General features: G+C 61.0%; 28 protein-coding genes. 12 read left to right on the top strand and 16 right to left on the bottom strand.

What is annotated here, in order from left to right; translation table 11 throughout:
- Positions 1-2: 2 nt before the first annotated feature.
- Complete coding sequence (locus tag RBB29_RS06140; RefSeq protein ID WP_306113676.1) at positions 3-893, bottom strand: 3-keto-5-aminohexanoate cleavage protein; 891 nt, start codon at positions 891-893, stop codon at positions 3-5.
- A gap of 46 nt (positions 894-939) precedes the next feature.
- Here RBB29_RS06140 and RBB29_RS06135 point away from each other — a divergent pair, with 46 nt between their 5' ends.
- Complete coding sequence (locus RBB29_RS06135) at positions 940-2070, top strand: GlxA family transcriptional regulator (RefSeq protein WP_306121109.1); 1131 nt, start codon at positions 940-942, stop codon at positions 2068-2070.
- Between the two features lie 73 nt (positions 2071-2143).
- Here the strand turns inward: RBB29_RS06135 and RBB29_RS06130 are convergent, their stop codons facing one another.
- Genes RBB29_RS06130 through RBB29_RS06110 form a run of 5 tightly spaced genes read right to left on the bottom strand, consistent with a single transcriptional unit; the run spans position 2144 to position 7608 of the window.
- Positions 2144-3082, bottom strand: coding sequence for a 3-hydroxyacyl-CoA dehydrogenase NAD-binding domain-containing protein (locus tag RBB29_RS06130; RefSeq protein ID WP_306113674.1), 939 nt, complete (start codon positions 3080-3082; stop codon positions 2144-2146).
- Between the two features lie 5 nt (positions 3083-3087).
- On the bottom strand, positions 3088-3891 hold the full coding sequence (locus RBB29_RS06125) for a carnitinyl-CoA dehydratase (RefSeq protein ID WP_306113673.1): 804 nt from the start codon (positions 3889-3891) through the stop codon (positions 3088-3090).
- A gap of 12 nt (positions 3892-3903) precedes the next feature.
- Positions 3904-4938 (bottom strand): LLM class flavin-dependent oxidoreductase, encoded by a 1035-nt coding sequence (locus tag RBB29_RS06120; RefSeq protein WP_306113672.1) that lies wholly within the window; start codon positions 4936-4938, stop codon positions 3904-3906.
- A gap of 22 nt (positions 4939-4960) precedes the next feature.
- A complete protein-coding gene (locus tag RBB29_RS06115) occupies positions 4961-6124 on the bottom strand; it encodes an aromatic ring-hydroxylating dioxygenase subunit alpha (RefSeq protein ID WP_306113671.1) in 1164 nt (387 codons plus the stop codon).
- A gap of 2 nt (positions 6125-6126) precedes the next feature.
- Positions 6127-7608 carry an aldehyde dehydrogenase gene (locus RBB29_RS06110; protein ID WP_306113670.1) on the bottom strand — a complete coding sequence of 494 codons (1482 nt, stop codon included), beginning with the start codon at positions 7606-7608 and terminating at the stop codon, positions 6127-6129.
- 368 nt (positions 7609-7976) lie between these two features.
- On the opposite strand from RBB29_RS06110, the gene RBB29_RS06105 reads away from it, so the two are divergent.
- Positions 7977-8477, top strand: a complete 501-nt coding sequence (locus RBB29_RS06105; RefSeq protein ID WP_306113669.1) for a MarR family winged helix-turn-helix transcriptional regulator — start codon at positions 7977-7979, stop codon at positions 8475-8477.
- Here RBB29_RS06105 and RBB29_RS06100 read toward each other — a convergent pair.
- The 3 genes from RBB29_RS06100 to RBB29_RS06090 are packed head-to-tail and all read right to left on the bottom strand — an operon-like array spanning position 8471 to position 10352.
- Positions 8471-9226, bottom strand: a complete 756-nt coding sequence (locus RBB29_RS06100; RefSeq protein WP_306113668.1) for a DUF1194 domain-containing protein — start codon at positions 9224-9226, stop codon at positions 8471-8473. The two genes, RBB29_RS06105 and RBB29_RS06100, sit on opposite strands and share 7 nt — an antisense overlap.
- Positions 9223-9927: a DUF1194 domain-containing protein gene (locus RBB29_RS06095; RefSeq protein ID WP_371931428.1), complete on the bottom strand. Its 705-nt coding sequence runs from the start codon at positions 9925-9927 to the stop codon at positions 9223-9225. Before RBB29_RS06095 ends, RBB29_RS06100 begins: the two co-directional genes overlap by 4 nt.
- Positions 9924-10352 (bottom strand): VOC family protein, encoded by a 429-nt coding sequence (locus tag RBB29_RS06090; protein ID WP_306113666.1) that lies wholly within the window; start codon positions 10350-10352, stop codon positions 9924-9926. Before RBB29_RS06090 ends, RBB29_RS06095 begins: the two co-directional genes overlap by 4 nt.
- 186 nt (positions 10353-10538) lie before the next feature.
- Between RBB29_RS06090 and thyX the strand changes: the two genes are divergently transcribed.
- From thyX to RBB29_RS06070, 4 genes are all read left to right on the top strand, one after another.
- A complete protein-coding gene (gene thyX / locus RBB29_RS06085) occupies positions 10539-11444 on the top strand; it encodes an FAD-dependent thymidylate synthase (protein WP_306113665.1) in 906 nt (301 codons plus the stop codon).
- Positions 11441-11986 (top strand): hypothetical protein, encoded by a 546-nt coding sequence (locus RBB29_RS06080; protein WP_306113664.1) that lies wholly within the window; start codon positions 11441-11443, stop codon positions 11984-11986. Before thyX ends, RBB29_RS06080 begins: the two co-directional genes overlap by 4 nt.
- Positions 11987-12552: 566 nt before the next feature.
- On the top strand, positions 12553-12999 hold the full coding sequence (locus RBB29_RS06075; protein ID WP_306113663.1) for a CAP domain-containing protein: 447 nt from the start codon (positions 12553-12555) through the stop codon (positions 12997-12999).
- Positions 13000-13067: 68 nt separating this feature from the next.
- Complete coding sequence (locus tag RBB29_RS06070) at positions 13068-13466, top strand: DUF2177 family protein (protein WP_306113662.1); 399 nt, start codon at positions 13068-13070, stop codon at positions 13464-13466.
- A gap of 50 nt (positions 13467-13516) precedes the next feature.
- Here RBB29_RS06070 and RBB29_RS06065 read toward each other — a convergent pair whose 3' ends face one another.
- A complete protein-coding gene (locus tag RBB29_RS06065; protein ID WP_306113661.1) occupies positions 13517-13723 on the bottom strand; it encodes a cold-shock protein in 207 nt (68 codons plus the stop codon).
- A 163-nt stretch (positions 13724-13886) separates the two neighbouring features.
- On the opposite strand from RBB29_RS06065, the gene RBB29_RS06060 reads away from it, so the two are divergent.
- Both RBB29_RS06060 and RBB29_RS06055 read left to right on the top strand, forming a co-directional pair.
- A complete protein-coding gene (locus RBB29_RS06060) occupies positions 13887-14201 on the top strand; it encodes an arsenate reductase family protein (RefSeq protein ID WP_306113660.1) in 315 nt (104 codons plus the stop codon).
- A 45-nt stretch (positions 14202-14246) separates the two neighbouring features.
- Entirely contained in the window at positions 14247-14615 is a 369-nt protein-coding gene (locus RBB29_RS06055) for a hypothetical protein (RefSeq protein ID WP_306113659.1), read from the top strand.
- Here RBB29_RS06055 and RBB29_RS06050 read toward each other — a convergent pair.
- From RBB29_RS06050 to thrS, 5 genes are all read right to left on the bottom strand, one after another.
- Positions 14599-15165, bottom strand: coding sequence for a DoxX family protein (locus tag RBB29_RS06050; RefSeq protein ID WP_306113658.1), 567 nt, complete (start codon positions 15163-15165; stop codon positions 14599-14601). The genes RBB29_RS06055 and RBB29_RS06050 overlap by 17 nt on opposite strands.
- Positions 15162-15923 carry a DNA-binding domain-containing protein gene (locus tag RBB29_RS06045; RefSeq protein WP_306113657.1) on the bottom strand — a complete coding sequence of 254 codons (762 nt, stop codon included), beginning with the start codon at positions 15921-15923 and terminating at the stop codon, positions 15162-15164. The genes RBB29_RS06050 and RBB29_RS06045 overlap by 4 nt, the downstream gene beginning before the upstream one ends.
- Positions 15920-16777 (bottom strand): DUF692 domain-containing protein, encoded by an 858-nt coding sequence (locus RBB29_RS06040; protein WP_306113656.1) that lies wholly within the window; start codon positions 16775-16777, stop codon positions 15920-15922. Before RBB29_RS06040 ends, RBB29_RS06045 begins: the two co-directional genes overlap by 4 nt.
- 73 nt (positions 16778-16850) lie before the next feature.
- Positions 16851-17153, bottom strand: coding sequence for a DUF2282 domain-containing protein (locus tag RBB29_RS06035; RefSeq protein ID WP_306113655.1), 303 nt, complete (start codon positions 17151-17153; stop codon positions 16851-16853).
- Between the two features lie 255 nt (positions 17154-17408).
- Positions 17409-19355 carry a threonine--tRNA ligase gene (thrS, locus tag RBB29_RS06030; RefSeq protein ID WP_306113654.1) on the bottom strand — a complete coding sequence of 649 codons (1947 nt, stop codon included), beginning with the start codon at positions 19353-19355 and terminating at the stop codon, positions 17409-17411.
- Positions 19356-19738: 383 nt separating this feature from the next.
- Here thrS and RBB29_RS06025 point away from each other — a divergent pair, with 383 nt between their 5' ends.
- The 4 genes from RBB29_RS06025 (at position 19739) to RBB29_RS06010 (ending at position 22095) form a co-directional block, all read left to right on the top strand.
- A complete protein-coding gene (locus RBB29_RS06025; RefSeq protein WP_306113653.1) occupies positions 19739-19969 on the top strand; it encodes a hypothetical protein in 231 nt (76 codons plus the stop codon).
- A 229-nt stretch (positions 19970-20198) separates the two neighbouring features.
- Positions 20199-20393, top strand: a complete 195-nt coding sequence (locus RBB29_RS06020) for a hypothetical protein (RefSeq protein WP_306113652.1) — start codon at positions 20199-20201, stop codon at positions 20391-20393.
- 95 nt (positions 20394-20488) lie between these two features.
- Positions 20489-21247: an alpha/beta fold hydrolase gene (locus tag RBB29_RS06015; protein ID WP_306113651.1), complete on the top strand. Its 759-nt coding sequence runs from the start codon at positions 20489-20491 to the stop codon at positions 21245-21247.
- A 122-nt stretch (positions 21248-21369) separates the two neighbouring features.
- A complete protein-coding gene (locus RBB29_RS06010) occupies positions 21370-22095 on the top strand; it encodes an alpha/beta fold hydrolase (protein ID WP_306113650.1) in 726 nt (241 codons plus the stop codon).
- Positions 22096-22098: 3 nt separating this feature from the next.
- Here RBB29_RS06010 and phaZ read toward each other — a convergent pair whose 3' ends face one another.
- Complete coding sequence (gene phaZ / locus RBB29_RS06005) at positions 22099-23415, bottom strand: polyhydroxyalkanoate depolymerase (protein ID WP_306113843.1); 1317 nt, start codon at positions 23413-23415, stop codon at positions 22099-22101.
- Positions 23416-23479: the final 64 nt, after the last annotated feature.

Below are 23479 nucleotides of genomic sequence, written 5' to 3'. Positions count from 1 at the left end.
GCTTAGCTATCCGCGCCGCGGAGTTTGAGCTTGTTGCGCGCCTCCTGCGGGGTCACGGCGCGCCCGCCCATGCGTTCGATGATCTCGATCACGCGCTCAACAAGCTGTCCGTTGGTGGCCAGCACGCCACGATCAAGAAAGATGTTATCCTCCAGCCCCACGCGCACATTGCCGCCCATGGCGACGGCGGCAGCGGCCATCGGCATCTGCATCCGGCTGATCCCGAACGAGGCCCAGCTTGCACCCGCCGGCAGTTGCGCCTTCATCGCGGCCATTGTCTCGACCGTCTGATCGGCACCCCAGGGGATGCCAAGGCAGATCTGGAACATCGGCGGATCGGCGATCAACCCTTCCTCGACCATCGCCTTGGAAAAGCGGATATGGCCCAGCTCGAACACTTCCAGCTCCGGTTTGACGCCCCATTCCTTCACGAGTTCCGCCATCCGTCGCAGCGTCGGCGGGGTCGAGATGTAGATGTTGTCGCCATCGCCGAAATTCAGCGTGCCGCAGTCAAGCGAGCAGATCTCGGGCAGGCATTCCTTGATGTGGATAAGGCGTTCCTCTGGGCCGATCATGTCGGTACCGGGACCGGGCAGGGCGGGATCTTCGGCGGAGGGGATCCAGTCGCCGCCCATACCCGCGGTCAGGTTGATAACCACATCCGTGCCGCTGTCGCGGACCCGATCCACGGCCTCCTTGAAGAGCTTCGGGTCTCGCGATCCCTGACCGGTTTCGGGGTCACGCACATGCAGATGCGCGATCGCCGCCCCGGCTTTGGCCGCTTCGATCGCTGCATCGGCCACTTCCTTCGGGGTCACGGGCACATGTTTGCTCCGCCCCGTCGTATCGCCCGCGCCGGTTACGGCACACGTCACCACCACATCGAAATTCATTTGCGATCCTCCCTTTGGCGCAGTTTGCGTCGAAGATGCGCCAAAAATGTCGATTATTCGCCACCTTGGTGATATGTGTGGCGAATATTCTCACTATTGCCGATTGATCGCGCCTGTCATGACCCCGCCCGAAACCCCGCCTGCCCGGATCATCTGCGTGTTGCTGCCACGGTTCAACATGATGAGCCTGCTCGGCCTGCTCGAGCCGCTCCGAATCGCCAATTACCTGTCGGATACGCCGCTCTACGATCATGTCTATGTCTCTGCCGAAGAGGGGATGGTGACGGCCAGTAACGGCATGCGGTTGGAGACCGGCCCGTTGCCGGACAAGCTCGGGCGCGATGATCTGGTCTTCGTGCTGGGAAGCTGGGGGGCGGAGCATTATGCCAATGCCAAGCTGACCGGCTGGCTGCGGCGGCAGGAACGCGCGGGCTTGCGCCTCTGCGCCGTCGAGATGGCCAGCTATGTCTTTGCCCGCGCGGGCCTTTTGGCGGGACGGCGGGCGACAACGCACTGGTCCTATCTGCCGGGATTTCAGGAGCTTTTCCCCGATGTTCTGGCGAGTGAGCAGCTTTTCACGATTGATGGCCGCATCCTGACCTGCGCGGGGTCAACCGCCGGGCTTGACCTGATGCAGCACCTGATCCGGCAGGACCATGGTGATGCGCTGTTGGCCGAGGTTGCCGATAACATCATCCACCATCCCGTCCGGCCCGAGACGGCACCGCAGCGGCAGACATTTGGTCAGGGTCTCGAAAAACTTCCCGCCGGTGTGCGCGCGGCCGTAACGCTGATGGATGCCAACCTGAGCGATCCGATGACCGTGCCCGAGATCGCCGCCGAAGTGGGGATATCGCAGCGGCAGTTGGAGCGTCAATTTCACCGCGCTATGGGCTGCAGCGTTGTGCAGTTCGGCCTTGTCCTGCGGCTGCAGCACGCCCGGGTGCTGCTCATCTCGACCGATCTGGGCGTACGCGAAATTGCCGCTGCCTCGGGCTTCAATTCACTGTCGCATTTCGCCTATGCCTTCCGGAATTGTTTTGGCCGGCGGCCCAGTGAGTATCGGCAGGCCTGGCCGGAGCAGAAGGAGACGCCGAACTGGCCAGGGACGCTTTCCAAGTATCTGGAAACATTGCAGCTTAACCAGCGGATGCGTGACGAGAAATCGGCAGGTTAGCACCTCATGAGCTCACGCGTGTGAACAGGGGCAAGGCTCCTGTCGTACAAGCCGGATTATCCGGCCGGGCGCGTCATCCCTCCTTGAGCGCCTTCAGAACCGCAACGATCTTGCGATCCCGTTCCGCTGCCATGTCTTCGAAATGCCGGTCCCCGGCGATTTCGTTGCAGCCATCGACCATCCGGTCGCGTAATTCCTGCGTCAGCTCCGGCGCTTCCAGCCGGGTCCAGGGCCATTTGAGGGCTGGGCCAAACTGATCGAGATTGGTGGCCATGCCGCCCGCGCCGCAGGCCACATGAAAAGCCATGCATTGCCCCTGTACGACCATCCGGGGTGCAGGGCCGTTTTTCAGCGCGATATCAATGTCTTCGGGTGTGGCTTCGCCATTCGCGACCATATGCAGCGCCTCGCGCCACAGCGCCTCTTGCAGGCGGGTGGCGACAAAGCCGGGGATTTCCTTCTTCATCACCAAGGGGGCCTTGCCCGCCACCTCATAGAAATCCCGCGCCCAGGTAACGGCCTCTGGCGCGGTTTTCTTACCGCCGATGATTTCCACCAAAGGCAGAAGGTAGGGGGGGTTGAACGGGTGGCCAATCACCGTGCGCTCAGGTGTGGCGCAGTCGGCCTGAATATCGGTCATCATCATGCCCGAGGTCGAAGAGGCGATGACCACCGCCGGGGGCACGATCTCGCCTAGCTGCTTGTAAAGCGCCTGCTTCAGATCAAGCCGCTCCGGCGCGCTTTCCTGAATGAATTCAGCGCCCTCCATAGCCTCCGCAATGTCGGTGACGACCCGAAGGCGATTCCGTGAGGCCCCATCGGCGAGGCCAAGCGCCGTCAGGCTGACCCAGCCCGTATCGACGATCGCATCGAAACTGTCGCGCTCGGCGGTGTCATGGATATAGGCGGTAACGTCATAGCCCCGCGCGAGGAAATGCGCGGCCCAGCCCGCGCCGATGGGGCCCGCTCCGATCGTGGTGACGCGGGTGACCGATTTGGGATCGGGATACATGGGTCTCACTCCCCTTTGAAATTGGGTTCGCGCTTTTCGACAAAGGCCGCGACACCCTCGGCGGCATCGTCGGATTTGAGCATCTTGCGGTAGGTCGGCATCGGGTCGGTACGCATCTTGTGGAACGCCTGCTCCAGCGGCACGCATTCGATCTCGCGCTGCACTTCCTTGACTGACTGCATCGCCAATGGCGCCGACCATGCGATGGAGGCCGCCCATTCCCGTGCCGCGTCCATCAACTGGTCCTTTGGGACGACCTTGTTGACCAGCCCGTAATGGGCGGCCTCCTCGGCACTCATCCGGCGGCCCAGAAGGAACATTTCCATCGCGATATTATGCGGGATGCGCCGGGGCAGGCGTTGCAGCGCGCCCGCATCCGGGACGATGCCAAGCGGCATTTCCGGCAACCCGAATTCGACGTGATCCGCGGCGATCAGCAGGTCGCACCCCATCGCCATCTCGAACCCGCCGCCAATGGCCAGCCCGTTGATCGCGGCGATCACCGGCTTGTTGAGCGCCCAGTTCTCGGTGAGGCCGGTGAAGCCGCCAAAACCGTAATCGTCGGTCTCCCACCAGTTATCGAGGCTCATCTCACCATCGTTGAGCGCCTTGAGGTCCCAACCGGCGGAAAAGATCTTGTCGCCGCCCCCGGTCAGGATCGCACAACGCAGATCCTTGTCCTCGTGCAATTCCTGAAACGCGGCGGCGAGCGCCTGCGAGGTCGGGACGTCAATCGCGTTCACCTTGGGACGGTCCAGCGTGACCTCCAGAACATGGCCCTCGCGGACCACCTTTACGCCGTCAGACATAACCTGTTCTCCTTAGTTGAAAGCGGGGATGACTTCGTCGCAGAAGAGTTTCATCGACCTCTTCTGCGTCTCCATATCGAGCCCCATCGAGGCGTAGTAGATGAACTCATCCACCCCAAGCGCCTCATATCGTTTGATTTTTTTGATCACCTGGTCCGGCGAGCCGAAGAGCAGGTTTTCTTCGAGCATGGCGGGATCGTACTGTTCGCGGCCTTCAAGCTCTTCCAGCGGGATTTGCTTGGGGAAGCCATCCTGCACGCCACCTGCATTGCGGAACAGGTTTTCGAACTGTCCCAGCACCAGGCGGATCGCATCGAGCGCCTTCTGCCGGTCGGCGTCGTTGTCATAGACCGCCGCGTGGCGCATCATCGCAAAAATGGGCCTGAACCCGTTATCTGCCTTGATAACTGCCTCATCCAGGTGCTTTTTGTACAATTCCGCCTCGGAGAACGGGCGGGTCAGAGGCCAGCTCATCACATGGCATTTCTCGCGCAGGGCGTAATCATACGTAATGGGCGAGCGCGCCGCGACCCAAACGGGAACCTCCGCCTGCACCGGTTTGGGGCAGGAGGTTGCGGTTGGGAATTGCCAGTATTCGCCGTCATGGGCCAAATCACCCTGCCAAAGGGCGCGGACGACAGGCAGCATTTCCTGCATGTATTGCCAGGCATCGGATTGCTTCAGCCCGGGCCGCATCCGGTCGAACTCCCGCTGGTAAGCCCCTGATCCAATACCGAATTCCAATCGCCCGCCACTGATGAGGTCAAGCATTGCGGCCTCACCGGCGAGGTTGATCGGATGCCAGTAGGCGGCGGTGGCCACGGCGGTGCCAAGCCGGATGCGGTCCGTATGCTGCGCCCACCAGGTCAGGATCTGGAACGGGTTGGGCGCAATGGTCATCTCAAGCGCGTGGTGTTCGGCGGCCCAGACGATGTTGAACCCGCCCTGTTCGGCCATCTGCACCATGTCGAGCGTATGTCGCGCGACATCCTGCATGTCCGCGCTTGCGTCCATGCGCTCCAGATTGACAGCCAGTTGAAACTTCATGGATATCCTCCGCACAAGCCCGTCAGATCTGCCGGGCTTCCCCCATCATTTTCGTTGCGTACCAGTTGGCAAAACGTGCGACGTTCGGCTCCAGTAACGGCTGAAACCGACCCTGTGTCGCTGCCGGAGAGCGCAATCCGCGCTGTTGGTTCTCCAGCGCCGGAATGTCTTCGGCCAAGGCCGCGTCGAGGCGTTCGTGATAGGCCGCGATCTTGGTGTCCGATCCGGGCAGAGCCAGCGTTTCCGGCGGGAAGCAGGCCGATTGGACGACCTTGCAGCGATTGGGACCAAGCGGATAGGCCTCATAGACCCACAGCGCGTCGGTCCCGGCAGCGAAAGTCATGTTGGGAAAGACCCAAGTATAGCGCACACCCGATGCGGCGCGGCCCTTGAGCTGCGGGATGGGTGGCAGCGCCTGATTTTGCTGCCGCTCGAGCAATCCGCCAGTGCCCTCGGTCGCGCCGAACTGCGTTGCGTAGGCCCCGGTGGTCTGCTCCGCCGGGTCGGGTTGGTCATAGACCGCGTCAATCGAGTCGCGATGCACGAAGGGGAGGTGATAGTATTCGTTGAAGACCTCCAGAAAGGCCTTCCAATTGCACGCGACCTCCAGCACCTCGCGCCGGGTCGTCACCATGCCCGCCAATGGCCAAGGGGCGTGGATATCCGCGAAATCACCCAGGGCGTCGTCCAGCGGCTGTGCGGGCGGGGCCAGAGAGATGAAGGCAAACCCTAACCGTTCTTCGGCGGCATAACCGTGCAGCCCGTAATCGCTTTTGCAGAAACCTTCCGCCTCGTCCATGCGCGGGGCAGCGGCGAGGGTGCCGTCCAGCCGGTAGGCCCACGCGTGGAAAGGGCATTTCAAGCCCCGGCAATTGCCCGTGTCATCGACCAGCCGCGCGCCCCGGTGCCGACAGGCATTGGCGAAGGCGCGCAAAACCCCGTCGCGGTCGCGCAGCAGGATGATCGCGTGACCCAGTATATCGAGCGCGATGTAGTCGCCCGGTTCCGGCACCATATCTGCGCGTCCGACCCCAATCCAGCCGCCGAATACGGTCGCCGCCTCGACGTCGCACAGCCCCGCAGAGGTATAGCAGGCGGGCGGCAGCGAATGCGCCTGTTCGACCGGCGCCTGACACCGCGCGAAGGCCGCCGACAAATCTGGTGTGAAAGGAGGCAGAGCCTGCATGGTCAACGCATCACGAACGGGTTGGCCATCGGTTCGTCCGACGTGTTCATCCAGACGGTCTTGGGGCGGGTGTAATCATACATTGCCTGGAACCCGCTTTCGCGGCCATAGCCGGACCCCTTGATGCCGCCGAATTCGGCGATGGGCGAGACGACGCGATAGGTGTTCACCCAGACGATCCCAGCGCGGACCGCATCGGCCATGCGCAGGCTCCGCGCGCTGTCACGGGTGAAGATCCCGGCGGCGAGCCCGTGTTCGGTGTCGTTGGCCAGTTCAATCACTTCTTCCTCGGTCTTGAAGCGTTGCGCGCAGAGGACAGGGCCGAAAAGCTCGGTATCGACGATGCGCAAATCCTGCCGCGGGCAGGCGAGGATCGTGGGCTCAAAAAACAGCCCATCTTTGCCCTCGGGCCGTTTGCCGCCGGTCAGCACATCGGCGCCTTCGGTCACGGCATGGGCAATCTCCGCCTCGATGTGATCTCGCTGGCCCACCGTGCAGAGCGGCCCCATCTGGGTTTCCTCCAGAAGCGGGTCGCCAATCATGATCTCGCGCGCCTGTGCCACCATCCGGTCGAGGAACTCATCGGCGATGTCTTCGTGTAGATAGAGCCGCGATCCGGCAACGCAGCTTTGCCCTGTGGCGCCGAAAATTCCCGCGATGGAGGCGTTGACCGCGCTTTCGATATTGGCGTCGTCAAAGACGATGAAGGGGGACTTGCCGCCGAGTTCCAGCGACACTTCGGCGAAGTTGTTCTTTGAGTTCTCAAGCACATGGCGCGCGGCGCCCGGCCCGCCGGTAAAGGAAATCCGCGCCACCAGCTTGTGCCCGGTCAGCGCGCGACCGCAGGGATCGCCATGGCCGGTCACGATATTGACGACGCCCGGTGGAAAACCGGCCTCCTCGATGAGTTTCCCGAATTCGAGCATCGCGGCAGAGGCATGTTCCGACGCTTTCAGCACCACCGTATTCCCCGCCGCCAGCGCCGGGCCGATCTTCACTGCCACGAGGAAAAGTTGCGAGTTCCACGGGACGACGGCGGCCACCACGCCAAGGGGTTCGCGCTTGGTAAAGGCAAACATGTCGGGCTTGTCGATTGGCAGGGTCTCGCCGCTGATCTTGTCGGCGCAGCCGGCGTAGAACTGGAAGAACTCGGCGATGTACTTCGCCTGCCAGCGGGTTTCCTTGAGCATCTTGCCGGTGTCAATCGTCTCGATCCGGCCCAGCTCTTCTGATTTGTCGGCCAGAAGTTCGGCGAGCCGCCGCAGGTGTCTACCGCGCTCGGAGGGTGTCATTTTCGACCAGGGGCCCGTGGTAAAGGCGTCATGGGCTGCGCGCACGGCGCGGTCAACATCCGCCTCGGTCGCCTCGGGGACACGGGACCAGACCTCACCGGTGGTCGGGTTCCGGCTGTCGAACGTACCGCCGTCGGACGCCGCGACCCATTCGCCTGCGATCAACATCCGGTATTCCTGTATGTCGCCCATCTTCACCTCCCCGTTCGATGACCCGTGATTCTCATTCTTGACCGATCTTTCGGATTGATGTGCGAATTATCGACGCCTGATGGCGAAAAATATTCTTCATGCGCGTTGGTCATGGACGAGCAGGGGCCAATGCGTGGGGCTGTATGCGGTCTTCACTTTGCATGGACACACAGGTGGGCAGAGCGAGCACCACCGTTGTGGGCGGGCCTATATGCGCCCCGGGCGGTGTGCCTGTCGCGCGGCTCGGGCGTGATTGAGGCCCTGTTACACAGGGTAGATTAAATTTTAGACGCTATTGTTTGTGTTTAACCGATTATTGGGCATTTTCACCTTATGTTCCGTTTGAGCAGTATGTCACGGAGACAATTATGAGTTTGCACACCCCTATCAACGCGCCACTTGGCAATACGGAATTCATGAGTGGTTATCTCGATGCCCTCGCCCTGGTGGAACGTCTGCATCGGCTGTTGCTGGATGTTATCAAGGATGAGTTTGAGCGTGTCGGTGTTCTGGAGATCAACGCGGTACAGGCGCTGTTGCTTTTCAATATCGGCGACAACGAAGTGACGGCGGGCGAACTCAAGACCCGTGGTTATTACCAGGGCAGCAATGTCAGCTATAACCTCAAGAAACTGGTCGAAATGGGCTACATGCACCATCAGCGTTGCGAAATCGACCGCCGCTCGGTGCGCGTGCGCCTGACCGAAAAAGGCCGCAATATCCGCGACATCGTGAGCGGCCTGTTCGAGCGCCACGCGGAGGGGCTCAAGGGCAAAGGGGTTCTGGGCGACGATGGCATCGACCGGATCACGGCATCGCTGCGGCGGGTGGAACGCTACTGGACCGATCAGATCCGTTACATTTACTGAGGCAAGGGTTCATCCCCGGGCAAAGACACCGGGGAAGCCTGGGACAGTGAAAGGCCCGCAAGCTCTCGCAGGAGTTTGCGGGTCATCGCGTTTTCGAAATCCGCAAAATCATCTGCCGTTTCGACAAATGCACCCGGACCGCGGGTGACCTGCGCCTGGTAGTATTCCAGAAGGGTCTTCACGTTGCGAAGGTTCTTGGTGGTGTTCGCGCGGGATGCGGGGGTGATGACAAGGCCGTTAATCGTGATCCCGCCGAGTACCGCATCCGGAATAAGGCCCGGTGCGGGGCCGATATTGGCCGGACCGTCACCGGAAATGTCGAGCGTATGCTGCCAGCAATTCTGCCGTTGGTCCAGAAGGCCCGCGCCGAAAACCATTGCCGCCCCGATGGCAGTCGAGGGGTCGGTATAGCTGCCGAATGTGCCTCTGAGACGGGCTGAAATCCGGCCCAGTGTTTCCGCGTCGGTGACCGGGGTCCAATCCACCAGAAGCCGGTGCTGGTTCAGGCCGCTCCATTCGAAAATCGCAAGCTCCACCGGGGCCTGGGGCATGGCCAGGAACGCCTCCTGCACTTGCGGTGCGCGCAAGGCTGCCGCGAGGCCGTCCAGTTGAAGACGGTATTCTTCTTCATCAACAGAGCCCGAGACATCAAGACCAAGTGCCAGTGCTTGCCGGCATGCAAGGTCGGCCCCAAGGGCAGGTGCGGCCAGACATGCTGCCGTGGCGAAAGCGATCGCCCGCCGGATCATCCGCGCGGACCGGGTGCCGATTGCTCCGGTCGGGGTGTACCAATCACTAGATCGCTGATTTCCCGATAGAGCTTGCGCGTCATCGCCGCTTCGAAATCGTCGAACCCGTTGGCCACCTCTACGAAGGCGGCGGGTCCGAATTTGACCTGGTTGTGGTAGTAGTCAAGCACGTCGCCCTGATCGCCCATGATGACCAGCCCGTTGACGGTCACCCCTTCCATCGGGAAGTGCCGGTAGGCGGCGCGTGGACCAAAGCCATGGTTGTTGCGCCCGTCTCCCGACACGTCGATGACCCGGCGCGCGCAATCCGGTGCGCGTTGCAACAACAGCGCGCCATACGCCAGCCCATGGCCGATGGCCGTCGGAAACTCATCAAAACTGCGGGTCATACCGGCGAGGGTAACAACCGCCCGATCAATGTCGGATGCGCTGCGCAGTGGAACCCAATCGAGATGCAGCTTCTGCTGTGTGCGGCCACTCCATTCATAGACCGCGAGGGCCACGTCGCCCGGTGCGCCGTTCAGGATCGCGTGGCGCACGTCTTCGGAATTCAGCGCCGCGGCCAGCCCCCGGCGCTGCAGGTCGTATTCAACACCATTGACCGACGACGACACATCGAGCGCCAGAGCAAGCGCCAGCCTGCATTGCGCCTGCGCCACCCCGGCCAGCAAACACGCGGCCAGTATGGCCGCGGCCCTCACCAATGTCCCGTGTTCTCCATGCTGGCCCAAGGCTCGTGCGGGGGCAGGCTGTCGCCCTCCTGCAGCAACTCGATCGAGACATTGTCCGGGCTGCGGACAAAAGCCATGTGACCATCGCGCGGCGGCCGATTGATCGTAACGCCATTGTCCATCAGGTGCTGGCAGATGTCGTAAATGTTCTCGACCCGGTAGGCCAGGTGACCAAAATGCCGGCTGTCGCTCGGCAGCCCGTCATCCCCGTCCCAGTTATAGGTCAGCTCGACCGGGCATTCCTCCTGTCCCTCGGGCGCCATGAACACAAGTGTGAAACGTCCGCCCTCATTGTCCCACCGCCGGGTTTCCTTAAGCCCCAACAGCGCGAAAAACGCGATCGACGCGTCCAGATCCTTCACCCGCACCATCGTATGTAAATACCTGATTTTCATCCCCGCGCTCCTCCTGTTGACCTCACCCAAAGATAGCCCCGTTCGCGGGTGTGTCGACCCCCGATGGCAGATTCCTCCGAATCCCTGTTGCCCTGTCCAAATCCCCTGATATTGTCTGTACCCTCAGGTCTCTCCACCAGATATAGTGGAAGCCGACTCGCCCCTTTGATGTGGAAAGGACAACCCATGCCGCTTAGCCCCGAACAGCAGGCCGAAATCGACGAATTGCGCAGCGCGCCCACGCAGACCTTGCGCGCCACGGCGCCCGGTATGGAACAGCATCTCTATACCGCGCATCCGGTGCTCGACCACGGGTTCGTTCGGGTCATCGACTACATGGGCGACGACAACGCCATCACCCAAGCGGCGCGCGTCAGCTATGGCAAGGGCACCAAATCGGTCCAGAATGATGAGGGGCTCATTCGCTACCTGATGCGGCACTGGCATTCGACCCCGTTCGAGATGTGCGAGATCAAGCTGCACGTCAAACTACCGGTCTTCGTCGCGCGTCAGTGGATCCGCCACCGCACCGCCAACGTTAACGAATACTCGGCGCGCTACTCCATTCTCGACCGCGAATTCTACATCCCCGCGCCGGACGATCTGGCCGCGCAATCGACGATCAACAACCAGGGCCGGGGCGAGGCGCTGACCGGTGAAGAGGCCGAACGCGTGCTGCGTTACCTCCGCGATGACGCCACCCGGTGTTATGACCACTACGAAGAGATGATCTCGGACGACGGTCAGCAGGGCCTTGCGCGCGAATTGGCCCGCATGAACCTGCCCGCGAATGTCTACACGCAGTGGTACTGGAAGGTCGACCTGCACAACCTGCTGCACTTCCTGCGCCTGCGCGCCGATGCCCACGCCCAATACGAGATCCGCGTCTATGCCGACGCCATCTGCAACATCACCGCCGACTGGGTGCCGTTTGCGTACAAGGCGTTCGAAGACTACCGCATGGGCGGCGCCACCTTGTCGTCAACCGCCCTCAACTGCGTCCGCCGGATGTTGAAAGGCGAAGATGTGACGCAGGAGAACTCGGGCATGTCCAAAGGGGAATGGCGGGAGTTTAAAGGGGTGATTGGGTGAGTGAGTTTTTCACCGGAATTTGGAGTAGTTCTGCCTTTCAAAACGCGCTTTGGCTCTTTGTAGGAATTGTTGCCGGGGCTCTAGTCCAATTTGTCCTGGCTCGCATGCAAGTACGGTCGTCTGCAAACAACGCGCTCCGAGTAATGAAGACCGAGGTTGAACTGAATTTGGACGAATATGAACGTTTCAGAGAACAAATTACCAAACTAAAAGAACTGATTTCGGCTCGGCAAGTAAAGGAAGAAGAACTATTTATCCACATGGACGGATTTGACTACTCGGCAGTCAATCCGCTGGTTCAACAAGGTTTTTTCCACTACATGCTCGGTGCCGAGAAAACAAAGGAGTACTTTGCGTTCATGCGTTTTTTCAACAACAGCAATGCAAACACACTTACCGATGTATTGAGGCATCAACATCTACGCGATGAGTCGATGGCTTTCTTGAACTACATCGAGCATGAAGGCGTGAAGCTCAGTGCCGGGCTATCCGAGATAAAGACAGCCAAGCTGCGCCGTGGTTTGTTGTTGTCCCGAGAATGAAAACCGAGTTGTCGCGTTTTGGAACCTAAGCCCGGCATCGCCGGGGCGCGCCCGCGCCCGACCCGCCCCATGGGCGGGCGCGACTGCGCCGTCAGCCTCCTTCACCGGCGTTACCCATGAATTCACTGACAGCGCCATAATCACCCCGTCCACGCGCCAGCCCCGGGTCGGGCGCGGCCCTCTGTTGGGCGATCATTTGAAGTCTCGCCACCCGCGCGGGATCAAGGCCGAAGGCCGCCGCGCGATCGCCAGACCGCCCGCAAGAGCTGGCGATTGGGAGAGGTTACGCCCCGATCCGAGGTTTTCCGGATTTGGCAAGATAATGTGCATCCGAAAACGGTTGATCGCCACCCCGCGGTCTGACGATCGCGCGGCTTGCAAGCAGAGCTACAGGGTGGGATTGGCTCGTCCCTTGCCCGTCCGTTTCCACCCCAACGGTGCCATAAATCCGCCGACATTAGCAGACAACTTGCGGATGCGCGCCGATCCCGGGTCGGGGCGCGGACTTGCGTTGTGCCATTTTGGCGCATCGCGATAGGTTTTTGCACCCGTGCCGGAGATGTCTGATGCGTCTTGTTCTGATCTTCTGTCTTGCCCTCGGTTTTGCGCCGCCGGTCGGGGCGTCGGGCAATGTGGAAAACCTGAGCAGCGCGGCGATGACGCAGGTAAACAAGATCCGGGCGCGCAAGGGGCTTGCGGCGCTCAGGCCCGATGACAAGCTGACCCGCGCCGCCGGGGCACATGCGCAGGACATGATCCGCAATCGTTTCTTCAGCCATACCGGTTCCGACGGATCGACCATCGGCACCCGGGCGCGCAATCAGGGCTACGGGCCGTGCGTGATCGCTGAAAACATCGCCAAGGGGCATCCGCGCCTGGACCACGTGCTATCGGCCTGGATGGGGTCCAGGGGGCATCGGCGCAATATCCTGCATGCGGATGTCACCGAGTTCGCCCTCGTGCGGGGGAGCGGTAATGTCTGGGTCATGGTTCTGGGTCGGTCCGGATGCTGAGCCAAGATTGATCGGGGGCGGCCCTCGCCACGTATGAGATGTACCCGGTTTAACAAAGGCCCCACTCGATGCAGATTGTCGTCCTCTACCTCGTCACCGCGCTGGTTTTCCTTGGCCTCGACGCGGTCATGTTGAAAAACGTGATCCGGCCGGTCTTCGAAAAACACGTGTCGGACCTGTTGGCGGCAAGCCTGAACCTGCCGGCGGCGGTGGTGTTTTACCTCTTTTACATCGGGGGTGTCGTCTGGTTCGCCTCGCTGCCCGCTCTGCGCGAGGGCGCGCCGGTCAATGCGTTGATTTCCGGCGCGCTTCTTGGGGCGATGGCCTATGGCACCTATGAATTCACGAACCTCGCGACGCTCAGGGGCTGGCATTGGCAAATGGTGGCGGTGGATCTGGCCTGGGGGACGTTCCTCACGGGGGTGTCGGCCTGGGCAGGTGTTATGGCAGCCCGCGCCATCGGCTGATTGCCTTTGGCGAAGGCCCTGATTTCAAAGATAAAACAACCGGTTCTGTTTCAGAGCAGTTTGAGGTCGCCCGCCATCTGGCGTCCGTCTCTTCCGTCCTGCAGCTCGAACGAAACCTTCTGATTATCCGCCAGGCCCGTCAGGCCCGAGCGTTCGACCGCAGAGATATGCACAAACACATCTTTGCCGCCATCTTCGGGCTCAATAAACCCGAAGCCTTTCGTCGTATTGAACCATTTCACGGTGCCATTTGGCATGCCGCTTCTCCTTCTTGACTTCTAGTCCCCGGGAATATGCCGGGCCATGCGACGGCAGCCGCCGCGCTACCGATGATTGCATGGCGCTGACAAAAAGCAAGCGAAACCCCGTGACGTTTGCGTGTGGAGGCAGTAAGGAAGGCGCAAAAAACGAGGGGAAACCATGGTTCTGTACGGTTTGAAAAACTGTGATACGTGTCGTAAAGCGTTGAAATTGCTTCCAGATGCGGAGTTGCGCGATGTCCGGGAAGACGGTGTTCCCGAAAACGTGCTGAAATCCGCCTATGCCACTTTTGAAGGCGCTTTGTTGAACACGCGCTCTACAACCTGGCGTAGATTGGATGAGGCCGAACGCGCGCGGCCTGCTTTGGAATTGCTGGCAGATCACCCGACATTGATGAAACGGCCGTTGATCGACGACAACGGGCAGTTGCATCTGGGCTGGACCAAGGATGTTCAGGCGGCCCTTCTTGGATAGGCGTGCCTGAATGCCTATGTCGATCGGGTAAGGTGGAGGGTTCACATGCGTAACGCAGCTTTGGTTCTGGGCATTATCGGCGGGGTTTTCGCCATGCTGGTCGGGTTTTTCGGCTATGGCTATACCGAGGCCATCGAACGGTATGGCGAGATCGAAGGGCTTGCCAAGCAGGTTGACAATGTGAGCCTGACCCGCGCGGCAAGCTTCCTGTCGCCACTTCTGGCCATCGCTGGCGGGGCCATGGCATCGGCCCGGGCGCTATGGGGTGGTATTTTGATGCTGATCTCTGCCGCGTTGATGCTTGCGGCCTTCGGGTTCAGCGTTTTTACCATGTTCCCGATCGGATTCACCGTGTTGGGCGGCCTTCTGGCGATTGCCGCCGGCAAACCGGATGAGCCTAAAGCTCACTTTTAGGGGCGGTGTTGTTGGCGATCACGCGGTCGACCGAGATCGGACCGGCGCCCTTGAAGACGATCACCAGCAGCAAAAACACCCAGAGCGCGCGTTGATCCATGATGATCGAGTCGGGCACCTTGTCGAACCACGCACCGAGCGCCTTGGGCTGGTTGATGATGTTGTGGCCATAGAGGTCGGTCAACGTCTGCACCGCGACAAATCCGATCATGCCAAGCGCCGCAAGCCGCGTCATCAGGCCGATCACGATCAGCAGGGGCAGGATGAATTCCGCATAGGTCCCGGCGAGGACGACAAGGGTATGGAAGATCGTGAAGTTGGAGATGTCGTAATTCGCGGCCTCCATCGCACGGGGGAAGATTTGCGCATAGGCGTTGAAGGAGGGCACGAAAAGACCCGTGAACCCGTCGCCCAGCTTGGTCAGGCCCGAAACCCAGAAATAGAGCACGAAGAGCGCGGCAAAGAGAAAGCGCGCGATGGTTGGCAGGAGCCAGTCCGCCTTTTCCAGACCGTGGAACACGGCGTTGTGGAGGTAAATCAGGGTGCTCATGGGGCATCTCCAAAAGTGATCCGGGTGATGGCCTGCCCGGAGAGCAGGAGGCCAAGCCCGTGGGAAAGGTCAAAATCACCGCCCTCGGCCACGGCCAGGTCGTTGGCCTCGGCCAGCGTCGTCCGGCGCTGCAACGCGGTGATGAAAGCGGCGCAGCCGTCGGATACGGGCGTCATCTGCGGGTCGAATTCCGGGCGCAGGATCAGGACGTTCTGCGCGCCGCCGGTGGGTTTGGGCGCGCCGGGTTCAAGATTGTAGGCCCAGATCTGATGAATGGGCCAGGGGGAGCGGACCAGCCGTAGGGCGGGGGCCAGGTCAAACCTCAGTTCGCCCAGCCTGTCGGGATCGACGGCCTGAAGCGCGTCCGCCGCGATGGGGTCGGCATCGGCGGCGTGATAGGAGGTGCGCAGCGCCTGCTCGAGCTGCGCCACGTCCGGCAGGTACCCGATATGCGATAGCCCTTCGAAGCCCGCGAGGAAGTCGGGAAACGCCGCGCCATAGTGCATCATGATCGGCGTGTCGGGCGGGTGCTTGCGCAGGAAAATCCCGGCCAGCCCCTTGAAGTTGTCCGGCCCGAGCAGCTTCGCGATCGCCGGGAAACTCTGCTCCAGCGCCTCGGTCAGGCTAACGGCGACATTGTTGCGGTAGACGGCGAAACGGCTTCCCGCGGGCTGACCCAACCCGTCGCTGAGGCCGCCGGGTACGTCTTGCGAGGCGTCCAAAAGGGCGCTGTGGAAGGCCGTTTGTGAGACACTCATGCCGGGACCTTTTGCAACGCGGTGGCGGCGCGTTCAGCCTCTTCGGCCAGCGCAGCCCATTCCGGTACGTCGGTGTCCCATTCGATCAGGATGGGCCTGGGTCCTGCACGCTCCAGCGTATGGTCCAGCAGGGTCCAGACCGGATCGGCCACTTCGCGACCGTGGCTGTCGATCAGCAGTGGCGCGCCATGGTCGTCGGTCTCCTCGTCGTGACCGCCGAGATGGATTTCACCTACGCGGGCCACAGGGAAGGCGTCGATATAGGCGTAGGGGTCGATTTGCAGGTTGGTCGCAGAGACAAAGACGTTGTTCACGTCAAGCAGCAGGCCGCAGCCAGTGCGTTTGGCAACCTCGTCAAGGAACTCGGTCTCGGCATAGGTGCTTTCGTCGAAGGCGAGGTAGCTTGACGGGTTCTCGAGCAGCATCTGGCGGCCGACGACCTCCTGCACCTGGTCGATATGATCGGCAACGCGGCTCAGCGTGGCTTTGGTATAGGGCAGCGGCAGCAGATCGTTGAGATAATGGCTGTCATGGGTGGACCAGGCCAGATGTTCGGAAAAACTCGCCGGTCGCAGCCAGTCGCAGAGGGTCTTCAGGCGAACGAGGTGGTCGGCGTCCAACGCGCCTTCACCACCAATGCTGAGGCCGACGCCATGGACCGAAATCGCGAATTTCTCGGAGAGATGGCGGAGTTGCGCTATCGGGCGACCACCGTCCCCCATGTAGTTTTCGGCGTGGATCTCAAGCCATTCCACCGGCGTGGCATCGTTCATAACGTCGCTGAAGTGCTGCGGCTTGTAGCCGACGCCGGGGGCGGCTGGCAGTGCGGTGAAGCGGGGAGAGTTGTCCAGCATGACACAAGATCCTTGGTCAGTTCCGGCGGTAGGGTGGTACGCGCACCGGACATGCGCGCACCGGAATTCAAGTTCAGGACGGCAGGTCGCGGTCCAGCTCTTCAAGCGAGCCTTTGCGCTCGGTGCCGTCTGCCATTGCGGGCAGTTCGATCTCGGCGCAGGTGCCTGCGTCAACCAGCGTCCAGGCGTTGCCCTGGTAGTCTACGGTCGAGGTACCAGCGCAGGTTGTGCCCGCACCCGCGGCGCAGCCATTTTCACCGGCCAGAGAAACGCCGTAGCACTTTTCCTTGCTTCCTGCGGTCGCGCCAGTTGTCTGAGCGGCGATGGCAGCGGTGACAGCGCCTGCGATGGCAACGGTTTTCATCATTTTCGACATTTGGGGGGACTCCCTCATTGGTTGGATCGTATCGCCTTGGGCGATGGGTTCATCTTATCGCTGCGGTTGCGATGTGAGTTAATTAAATAGGTTGCTGGGCAAAAAACCACTCACGAGCGCGTTAGACACGTGCGTGTCAGCAAGCGTGAGGCGCAAAACAGAGGTTAAGGCACTGTTTTTTATGAATTTAGGCCGGGGTGTGCAGCCGGAAACTCGTAAATTGTTACAGTTTCCGGCTGCGTATTCGGCGGAATGTTACAGCAAATCCGGCGGGGTCGCTTCGCGGGCGAGTTCCGCTGTAACACTGTCCAGAGGCTGAACGCTGGTTTGCTTCTCGCCGAGGCGCCGGACCGAGACGGTCCCTTCCTCGACTTCCTTCATGCCGCAGGCAAGGATCACAGGCACTTTGCCTACCGAATGCTCGCGCACCTTGTAGTTGATCTTTTCGTTACGCAGGTCCGCTTCGGCGCGGATGCCTGCCGCCTGCATTTTGCCCACCACCTCGCGCACATACTCATCCGCGTCCGAGATGATCGAGGCCACGACAACCTGCCGCGGGGCCAGCCAGAACGGCAGTTTGCCCGCGTGCTCTTCGATCAGGATGCCGATGAAGCGTTCAAACGAGCCGAGCGTCGCGCGGTGCAGCATGACGGGCCGGTGCTTGGCGCCATCTTCGCCGATGTAGTTGGCATCGAGCCGCTCCGGCAGGACGAAATCAACCTGGTGGGTGCCGCATTGCCAGTCCCGCCCGATGGCATCGGTCAGCACGAATTCCAGCTTCGGGCCGTAAAAGGCCCCCTCGCCGGGGTTCAACTCCGGTTCGATCCCGGCAGCGCGGGTCGCGGACAAAAGCGCCTCTTCGGCCTTGTCCCAAACCGCGTCCGATCCCGAGCGCGTTTCGGGACGATCCGAGAACTTGACGCTGAACTCCGCAAAGCCGAGATCCTTGTAGACCTCGCTGAGAAAACGGATGAATTCGGCGGTTTCCGACTCGATCTGATCCTCGCGGCAGAAGATATGACCGTCATCCTGGGTGAAGCCGCGCACGCGCATGATCCCGTGCAGCGCGCCGGACGGTTCATAGCGGTTACAGCTTCCGAATTCGGCCATCCGCAGGGGCAGGTCGCGATAGGATTTGAGACCCTGGTTGAAGATCTGCACATGGCAAGGGCAGTTCATGGGCTTCAGCGCGTTGATCGCCTTTTCGCGGGCGTGGTCCTCGTCCACCTCGACGATGAACATGTTCTCCTGGTATTTTTCCCAGTGGCCCGACGCCTCCCACAGCTTGCGATCGACCACTTGCGGCGTGTTCACCTCGACATAGCCGCCTTTCACTTGCCGGCGGCGCATGTAGTCCTGCAGGCTGGTGTAGATGCGCCAGCCATTGGGGTGCCAGAAGATCTGCCCCGGTGCTTCTTCCTGCATGTGAAACAGGTTCATCTCGCGACCGAGCTTGCGGTGATCGCGCTTGGCGGCCTCTTCGAGCATATGAAGGTGCTTTTTCAGCAATTCCTTGCCGGTGAAGGCCACGCCATAGATCCGTTGCAGCATCTGGCGGCTGCTGTCGCCACGCCAATAGGCCCCCGCGACGCTCATCAGTTTGAAGGCGTCCGCCGGGACCTGCCCGGTATGTTGCAGATGCGGACCCCGGCACAGATCCTGCCAATCCCCATGCCAATACATGCGCAGTGGCTCATCCCCGGGGATGGCTTCGATCAGCTCGACCTTGAAAGGCTCGCCATTATCTTCGTAATGCTTGATCGCGCGGGCGCGGTCCCAGATTTCGGTTTTCACCGGGTCGCGAAGATTGATGATCTCTTTCATCTTCTTCTCGATCGCGCCGAGGTCTTCGGGTGTGAAGGGCTCTTCGCGGTCAAAGTCGTAATACCAGCCGTTTTCGATCACCGGGCCGATGGTGACCTTCACGTCGGGCCAGATCTCCTGCACCGCGCGGGCCATGATATGGGCGAGGTCATGGCGGATCAGCTCATTTGCCTGCGCCTCGTCCTTCATGGTGTGGATCGCGATATTGGCATCCGCATTGATGGGCCATTGCAGGTCCCAATGCTGATCGTCGACGGTCGCGGAGATCGCCTTTTTCGCCAGCGAGTTCGAGATATCGGCAGCGACCTGTGCAGGGGTGACCCCGGCCTCGTAGGACCGCGCATTGCCATCGGGAAGGGTAAGGGAAATCTGGGCCATCGGCCTTAAGCTCCTCGTCAGTTTGGCGCCCACGGAACGCCCGGTTGCGGGTTATGTGTTTCGCGGCCTATGTGACGCGGGCCTCCTGCCAAGTCAAGCCCGGCTGTTTTTCCTGTCTGCCGACGTGGCGCCGCTGCATGTCGTAGGTCACCAGCTTTTTGTGCAAGCGATTGATTTAACAGAGCTACATCCATTGGGTGTGCGATGGCATCCCGAAAGGTGCGCAATTGCATACGGTCTTTGTGCGCAAATGTATGCGAATGCGAAGCGTAACATATTGACGCAGAACAATAATTTTCCTGTACTAAGTTGGTATGGCCTCTATAACTATTGACATCCTACCGTTGTGGCAGGGCGTTTTGAAAGTCAGTAGGGAGGCTTGAATGACCGCGTATAACGCAAATTTTGAACTGTCCGTGGAAGACGTTGATCTGATCGAAACGGCACTGCGGCAGTCGAAGAAGGAATTGTCCAGCCAGATGATCGGTGCGGACAACACCGATGTCGTGCCGGGGGATGATGGCACCCTGCGCCAGATCCACGACCTGCTGGGCCGTCTTCACAATCAAAAGGTGTTTTACCGCCCGCGCAGGCAGGCCTATGTAGGCGGCTGAGCAGACAGCAACCGAATTTCGGGCCGGAACCGTGGTGTTCCGGTTTTTATTGTGCCTGGTTCAGGGGTGGAAGCAACGTATGCCTTGGTGCGCAAAAGTATGCGAATGTTTACGGTAATAGATTGAAACAAAAAGATATTTCCAACCTGAAATACAGGCGATAAGGTGCCGGAAAACGCCACGCTTTGTGGCGCGGGACAAAAACAACGACGGCACCGGGACAAGACAGATGGCCAGCAGTTACGATACCCACAATGACCGTACTCAGGGCAGTGGCGACGAAGGCGCGCAAATGCCTGCATTCCACAGCACCTCAGACAGCAGAGAGGCCGATGCGCCGCCAAAAGCGGTCTGGGCCGGTGTAAGAACGGGCCGCGATGGCCTTCTGGGGCGGATTGAAACGACGCTTGGCTCGATCAGTTAAGCCGTATCGTTCTGGTCCTGCGGCGTGATTGACCGCTTGCAACTTGCCTCGCAATACGGCCAACTCTCCATGACATGTTGACGATGGGGGCGGCCATGACAGCGCCTGATTTTCTGACGACACCCCAGGGGCGTCGGATCGCGTATCACCAGATGGCGGGGCGCGGACCCGGCGTCGTTTTCCTCGGCGGGTTCAAATCCGACATGGACGGGACCAAGGCCGTGCATTTGGAGGCATGGGCCGCGCTGACCGGGCGGGCTTTTCTGCGCTTTGACTATTCCGGCCACGGGCAGTCCTCGGAGGCCTTCACCGATGGCTCAATCGGCGACTGGGCGGAGGATGCGGCGTCTGCGATCACGGCACTGACCGACGGGCCGCAGGTACTGGTCGGGTCGTCCATGGGGGGCTGGATTTCGTTGCTGACGGCACGAGCGCACCCCGAGAAGGTCGCCGGGATGGTAACCATCGCCGCCGCGCCGGATTTCACCGAGGATTCGATGTGGGCCGGTTTTGACGCGGCACAGCGAACGGAATTGATGGCGCAGGGGCAAATTGCCCTGCCAAGTGACTATGGTGAGCCCTACATCATCACAAAGCGGCTGATCGAAGAGGGGCGGACAAGTCTCGTGTTGCGCGACCCGCTGCCCCTGCCGTTTCCGGTCCGGTTTTTGCAAGGTACGGCGGATGCGGACGTTGATATGTCCGTTGCCCTGCGGCTTCTGGCCCACGCTGAGGGGCCGGATATGCGCCTGACGTTGGTCGATGGCGCCGATCACCGGTTTTCCGATCCCGATTGCCTTGCCCTCATCGAGACGGCGGTGGAAGAGGTGCTGTCGCGGGTCGGCGCCACCTGATCGCAACGGATTGCCGCCCATCGGAGCGCCTTGCGGATACTAACGGTTGACGCGACAGGCTGCTGTGGCAAAGCTGAACCGGAGCTTATTCAGGCATCTGCCCCGGCAAAGGAAGAACCTCTATGCACAATCCCGTCGTGTTTTTACCGGGCATGATGTGCGATCTTCGACTTTTTGCATGGCAACTTCTGGAATTTGGCCGCGACCGGGCGGTAACGGTTGCGCCGATCACGATGGGCGAGCGGATCGAAGAGATTGCGTCGAACATCCTTGACCGGGTGCCGCCGAAATTCGCGCTGGCGGGCGTGTCGATGGGGGGCATCGTAGCGATGGAGATGTTGCGACGCGCGCCCGACCGGATCACGCGGATCGCGCTCATCAGCACCAACTCCCTGGCCGAAACGCCGCAATCGGCGGCGGAATACGAGCCGTCGATCATCAAACTGCGCTCGGGCCAGTTGGAAGAAGCGGTGAAGGCGCTGATGCCCGCCGAACATATCGCGGCGGGTGCCGGGCGGGCGGCGGTTCTGGCCGAGCTCAATGAAATGGCCAAAGACCTCGGCCCCGAGGGAATCATCAAGCAGCTCCGGGCGTTGCAGCGCCGCCGCGATTACCAATCGGTGCTGCGCAAGTGCAAGGTTCCGGCGCTTGTCATGTGCGGCGATCAGGATGGGTTGACCCCGGTGAAACGTCACCGGCTCATGGCCGAACTCATCCCCTACGCCGAGCTAAAGGTGATCGAAGGGGCGGGGCATTTGCCGACGCTGGAGCAGGCCAGCAAGACCAACGAGGCGCTGCACGGGTGGCTCAAGCAGCCCTTTGTTTTGCAGGCGGGCGCGAAAGTCTGACGCTTAGGCCGCGGCGTTCTTGTTCGCCGGCTTCTTGGTCTTGTTCTTGGATTTCTTGCGCGGCGAGGTGCGGTTACGCGGCTCGGGCGCGTCGCTGTTGGCGTCGATGAAATCCAGAACCAGCGGGCGGATATTGTTGCGCCAACTGCGTCCGGCAAAGATGCCGTAGTGACCGGCGTCCGGCTCGACATAGCTGGCCTTCTTGCTGTCCGGCAGGCTGGTGCAGAGATCAAGCGCGGCGATGCACTGACCCGGGGCCGAGATATCATCCTTGCCGCCTTCGACGGTCTTCACCGCGACATTGGTGATCTTGCCGAAATCGACCTTGTGACCATCGACGACAAATTCGTTCCGGGCGATTTCAAGGCCTTTGAAGATGCGTTCAACCGTCGAGAGGTAAAACTCAGCCGGCATGTCCATGACGGCCAGGTATTCGTCATAGAACTTGTTATGCGGGTCGCGGTCGCTGGCATTGCCTTGGGCGACGCGGGAAATCTGATCACTGAACGCCTTCAGGTGCCGGTCCTGGTTCATCGACATGAAGGAGGCGAGTTGCAGAAGGCCGGGATAAACCATGCGGCCGACGCCGGGGTATTTGAAGCCCACGCGTTGGATCATCGTCTCTTCGAGTTGGCCCATGGTGACGCGGCGGCCGAAATCCGTGACGTCGGTGGGGGTGGCATCGGGATCGACCGGGCCACCGATGAGCGTGAGCGAGCGCGGCTGCGCTTCCGGGTCCAGTTCGGCCAGATAGGCGGTGGCCGCGAGGGTCAGCGGCACGGGCTGGCACACGGCGATGACATGCAGATCCGATCCAAGCTCTCGCATGAAATCCATGAGGTAGAGGGTGTAATCCTCGATATCGAACTTGCCGGCGGAGACGGGGATGTCACGGGCATTGTGCCAATCGGTGACATAGACCTCGCAATCGGGCAGGAGCGAGCGGACTGTCGAGCGCAGAAGCGTGGCGTAGTGGCCCGACATCGGCGCCACCAGAAGGACGCGGCGGGCCATTTCCTCGCGGCCCGAGACGTCGAAATGGATCAAGTCGCCGAACGGGCGGCTCATGACCGTTTCGATGTTGATCAGGTGGTCGCGGCCATCCTCGCCGGTGATGCTCTCGATGCCCCAGTCGGGTTTCGTGACCATGCGTTGGAAGGTGCGTTCCGTCACCTCGCCCCAGGCGGCCATCCATTGAAAGGCGGGATTTGGCGCGAGGCTGAAAACCGGATAAGATGCCAGGGACAGGGCGGTGGCCCCGAGCCACTGATTGGTGTTGCGGAGGGTTTCCATCAGGTCATAGGTGGCCATGTAGCGCATCTTGATCTCCTTGGGGCCGATCGCCCGGTTCCATTCGTCGCACTGCCCCTCCCGCAATGCAACG

The sequence above is a fragment of the Roseovarius sp. MMSF_3359 genome (genome assembly GCF_030733385.1).
GTDB lineage: Bacteria > Pseudomonadota > Alphaproteobacteria > Rhodobacterales > Rhodobacteraceae > Roseovarius.
Note: the sequence above shows the minus strand (reverse complement) of the source record. Positions and strands in the feature narration are given on the sequence as shown.

Excerpts from the sequence above, each read along its gene's own strand:
- RBB29_RS06010 (WP_306113650.1), top strand. The coding sequence starts at position 21,370 with ATGCACAATCCCGTCGTGTTTTTACCGGGCATGATGTGCGATCTTCGA.
- RBB29_RS06125 (WP_306113673.1), bottom strand. The coding sequence starts at position 3,891 with ATGTCTGACGGCGTAAAGGTGGTCCGCGAGGGCCATGTTCTGGAGGTC.
- RBB29_RS06130 (WP_306113674.1), bottom strand. The coding sequence starts at position 3,082 with ATGTATCCCGATCCCAAATCGGTCACCCGCGTCACCACGATCGGAGCG.
- thyX (WP_306113665.1), top strand. The coding sequence starts at position 10,539 with ATGCCGCTTAGCCCCGAACAGCAGGCCGAAATCGACGAATTGCGCAGC.
- RBB29_RS06105 (WP_306113669.1), top strand. The coding sequence starts at position 7,977 with ATGAGTTTGCACACCCCTATCAACGCGCCACTTGGCAATACGGAATTC.
- RBB29_RS06120 (WP_306113672.1), bottom strand. The coding sequence starts at position 4,938 with ATGAAGTTTCAACTGGCTGTCAATCTGGAGCGCATGGACGCAAGCGCG.
- RBB29_RS06090 (WP_306113666.1), bottom strand. The coding sequence starts at position 10,352 with ATGAAAATCAGGTATTTACATACGATGGTGCGGGTGAAGGATCTGGAC.
- RBB29_RS06020 (WP_306113652.1), top strand. The coding sequence starts at position 20,199 with ATGGCCAGCAGTTACGATACCCACAATGACCGTACTCAGGGCAGTGGC.
- thrS (WP_306113654.1), bottom strand. The coding sequence starts at position 19,355 with ATGGCCCAGATTTCCCTTACCCTTCCCGATGGCAATGCGCGGTCCTAC.
- RBB29_RS06050 (WP_306113658.1), bottom strand. The coding sequence starts at position 15,165 with ATGAGCACCCTGATTTACCTCCACAACGCCGTGTTCCACGGTCTGGAA.
- RBB29_RS06140 (WP_306113676.1), bottom strand. The coding sequence starts at position 893 with ATGAATTTCGATGTGGTGGTGACGTGTGCCGTAACCGGCGCGGGCGAT.
- RBB29_RS06040 (WP_306113656.1), bottom strand. The coding sequence starts at position 16,777 with ATGCTGGACAACTCTCCCCGCTTCACCGCACTGCCAGCCGCCCCCGGC.
- RBB29_RS06110 (WP_306113670.1), bottom strand. The coding sequence starts at position 7,608 with ATGGGCGACATACAGGAATACCGGATGTTGATCGCAGGCGAATGGGTC.
- RBB29_RS06060 (WP_306113660.1), top strand. The coding sequence starts at position 13,887 with ATGGTTCTGTACGGTTTGAAAAACTGTGATACGTGTCGTAAAGCGTTG.
- RBB29_RS06035 (WP_306113655.1), bottom strand. The coding sequence starts at position 17,153 with ATGTCGAAAATGATGAAAACCGTTGCCATCGCAGGCGCTGTCACCGCT.
- RBB29_RS06070 (WP_306113662.1), top strand. The coding sequence starts at position 13,068 with ATGCAGATTGTCGTCCTCTACCTCGTCACCGCGCTGGTTTTCCTTGGC.
- RBB29_RS06075 (WP_306113663.1), top strand. The coding sequence starts at position 12,553 with ATGCGTCTTGTTCTGATCTTCTGTCTTGCCCTCGGTTTTGCGCCGCCG.
- RBB29_RS06115 (WP_306113671.1), bottom strand. The coding sequence starts at position 6,124 with ATGCAGGCTCTGCCTCCTTTCACACCAGATTTGTCGGCGGCCTTCGCG.
- RBB29_RS06055 (WP_306113659.1), top strand. The coding sequence starts at position 14,247 with ATGCGTAACGCAGCTTTGGTTCTGGGCATTATCGGCGGGGTTTTCGCC.
- RBB29_RS06065 (WP_306113661.1), bottom strand. The coding sequence starts at position 13,723 with ATGCCAAATGGCACCGTGAAATGGTTCAATACGACGAAAGGCTTCGGG.
- phaZ (WP_306113843.1), bottom strand. The coding sequence starts at position 23,415 with ATGCGCTACATGGCCACCTATGACCTGATGGAAACCCTCCGCAACACC.
- RBB29_RS06135 (WP_306121109.1), top strand. The coding sequence starts at position 940 with ATGTCGATTATTCGCCACCTTGGTGATATGTGTGGCGAATATTCTCAC.
- RBB29_RS06025 (WP_306113653.1), top strand. The coding sequence starts at position 19,739 with ATGACCGCGTATAACGCAAATTTTGAACTGTCCGTGGAAGACGTTGAT.
- RBB29_RS06100 (WP_306113668.1), bottom strand. The coding sequence starts at position 9,226 with ATGATCCGGCGGGCGATCGCTTTCGCCACGGCAGCATGTCTGGCCGCA.
- RBB29_RS06045 (WP_306113657.1), bottom strand. The coding sequence starts at position 15,923 with ATGAGTGTCTCACAAACGGCCTTCCACAGCGCCCTTTTGGACGCCTCG.
- RBB29_RS06015 (WP_306113651.1), top strand. The coding sequence starts at position 20,489 with ATGACAGCGCCTGATTTTCTGACGACACCCCAGGGGCGTCGGATCGCG.